The sequence below is a fragment of the Polynucleobacter sp. AP-Reno-20A-A9 genome, from assembly GCF_018882085.1.
Taxonomy (GTDB): domain Bacteria; phylum Pseudomonadota; class Gammaproteobacteria; order Burkholderiales; family Burkholderiaceae; genus Polynucleobacter.
Map to the genome: position 1 here is coordinate 46,085 of NZ_JACVPB010000012.1, position 1,980 is coordinate 48,064.

General features: G+C 43.8%; 1 protein-coding gene. It reads left to right on the forward strand.

The features are described from left to right. On the forward strand, positions 1 to 1,980 hold a 1,980-nt coding region (locus ICN39_RS09590), incomplete at both ends, for an MBG domain-containing protein (protein ID WP_216233813.1).

The window sequence follows — 1,980 nt, forward strand, 5'->3', positions numbered from 1 at the left end:
AGCCTGACGGTCAAAGCCAATAATGGCGCCGTGTACTTTAATAAAGCCGTCGGCAGCAATGGCACTGCTTTAGATCAGCTCACCATCGAAGCCAATGACACTTACTTAGCCGCCAATGTCAAAACCATGAGTGATCAAACCTACCATGGCCCAGTATGGGTAGGCACTTGGAATGGCAAGACCGTTCATCTAGTCTCTGACAATGGCAGCATTATCTTCAAAGATACTGTTAATGACCGCAATAGTTGGGATGAGCAAAATGGCTGGTGGGCCTATGATGCACCGTGGCTTAATGCAGGCTCGAACTCTTTAAGTGTTAAAGCAAATATAGTTACTTTCAATAATGACATTGGTAGCCTTAACCCGCTCTCATCATTAATTGTCAAAAGCTCAGATACGTTAAATCTAAATGTAGGTGTACGTACACTGAATTTGCAACAGTACACTTCGCCAACTATTGTTCTTGGTCATAACGCAGCTCTTCTTGGATTTAGCGAGACAATTGCATTTAATACAGATTCCTTTGTCGTACGCAATCCAGAATCGATTCTCAATAAAGGCGGAATCCTACTTGTAGACACTTATACAAATGGCGCAAGCATTGGATTGGGGTCTGGCAGAGGGCTCCTATCATTGCCGGAGGAATTTTTCTCGGATAGCAGAAGCTTATTTGGCGGCTTTTATAGATCACTTGTTATAGGAAGTGGCAACACAGGCGACATCACAATCGGTGGCAATATTTCGCTCTTTAATTCGACCAATATCATTAGTGGCGGTAATGTCACTATTACAAGTGACGGATTAATTTCCAACACTGGAGGCAATACAACATTGGTATTAGATGCTTCAGGTAACTTCAAAAACTTGAGTGGTCCTAGTGCAATTACAAACCTAGGCGATGGCTCTAGATGGGTTATTTACTCCCAAAACCCAGATAAAGATCAATTTAACGGTCTTGTTAGTGGATCTGTAGCCTACTGGGGATCAAATTCTCAAACGCTAGATCCTGCTTTGATAACTGGTAATGCTTATGTATTTAACAAACTCGGTGTTATTACCATTACCACCGTCGATGACAGCAAGGTATATGGCCAGGTTAAATCTATTGTGAAAGATTATGAAGTTAGCGGTAGTCCGATATCGGCTATTAACTATGGCAATGTGTTTTTAGATACCCCGGTTGAGTCTATTCTGACTGGGGCTTTAGAAATTACTTCTTCAGGCTCTGGAGCAAAGGCTGATGTTGTAGGCGGCCCATATACAATCAAAGCGAATGGCTTAACAGCATTGCCTGGATTTAAGATTAACTACGATAATAGTGGTTTACTTACTATCACCCCAGCTACTGTCAGATTATCAGCTGTTAAGACTTACGATAGTTACAATACTTTCACTGGTAGTCAAGTCACAATTACTACTGGTGTTGGCGATCAAACCTTGACCTATAGTGGTGCCACCAGCAATAGCCCTAACGTAGCGAATGCTAGTTACCTGACTGCAATTACTTTAGGTGATTGTTCTGGAGTGGTGTGCAAGGGCACAGCAAGCAATTATCAGTTGCCTGATATGACAGCAGCAAGTGCCAGTAACGCGGTAACCATTAACAAAGCCCACCTGACCGTGGTCGCTAATGATGCTCTGAAGACTTACGGTGATGCGAACCCAACATTGAGCACTACCGTCAGAGGCTTCGTATTAGGTCAGAATCTAGCAAGCTCTGGAGTGACTGGCAGCGGCGTTGCTAGCACTGCAGCAACTGAAAGTACCGGAGCAGGTACTGCAACGATTACTGCTGCAATCGGTACCTTAAGTGCCAATAACTATGACTTCACCACCTTTAGGTCTGGCACTTTAACCATTAACAAAGCCCACCTGACCGTGGTCGCTAATGATGCTCTGAAGACTTACGGTGATGCGAACCCAACATTGAGCACTACCGTCAGAGGCTTCGTATTAGGTCAGAATCTAGCAAGCTCTGGA